Source organism: Thermus sp. KWY1 (assembly GCF_057547025.1).
Window position 1 is genome coordinate 135,010 of the sequence record NZ_BAAJPG010000018.1, and the last position, 598, is coordinate 135,607.

The following is a 598-nucleotide window of genomic DNA, read 5'->3' on the forward strand; positions in this document are numbered from 1 at the left end:
ACCCGTACCGGTGGTACCGGTACCACCGGTAGCCGACGTGGTAGACGGCCCCTACGGTCGACCTATGGACGGTGCACCCGTAGTGGTGGGTCTAGCTCTGCGACCTCCTCCGAAACCGGGTGCCCGATTTCGCGAAGCACGGGGTCCTGGACCTGGCCCGCCACCTCGTGGAGTGGGCAAAGAAACTCCGGTTCCCCCTCCGGGACGCGCTCGACCACCGGCGGAACCCCCGGGCGAGGGAAGCCCTCGACTCCCCGGCCCACCTGGAGGAGATGGTCGCCCTGGTGGACCTCCTCGACCTGGAAAGGATGAAGAAGGACGGGCACCTCCTCGGGCTCACCGAATTCCTGTGGAGCCGGGTACACGACTCTTTCGGGAACTTGGTCGAGTGGGCGTGGTAGTGGCTCCACCACTACCCCCGAATACCCCTCCCTTCGGCGTTCGACCAGAAGGTCCTCCCGGGCCACTTGAGGTGGCTGGCGCGGGACCCCCGGGTGGACCGTCCCCTCTAGCGTTCTTCCGCCGAAATGCCGTTCCCGAAACTGCGGCTTCACCTCGAGGCGAAACTACGCCCTTCGCACCGGCCCTTACCGGACCG

General features: G+C 66.7%; 1 protein-coding gene. It reads left to right on the plus strand.

What is annotated here, in order from left to right:
* Positions 1–119: 119 nt before the first annotated feature.
* Positions 120–401, plus strand: a complete 282-nt coding sequence (locus AC27GT_RS06330) for a hypothetical protein (protein WP_487223741.1) — start codon at positions 120–122, stop codon at positions 399–401.
* Positions 402–598: the final 197 nt, after the last annotated feature.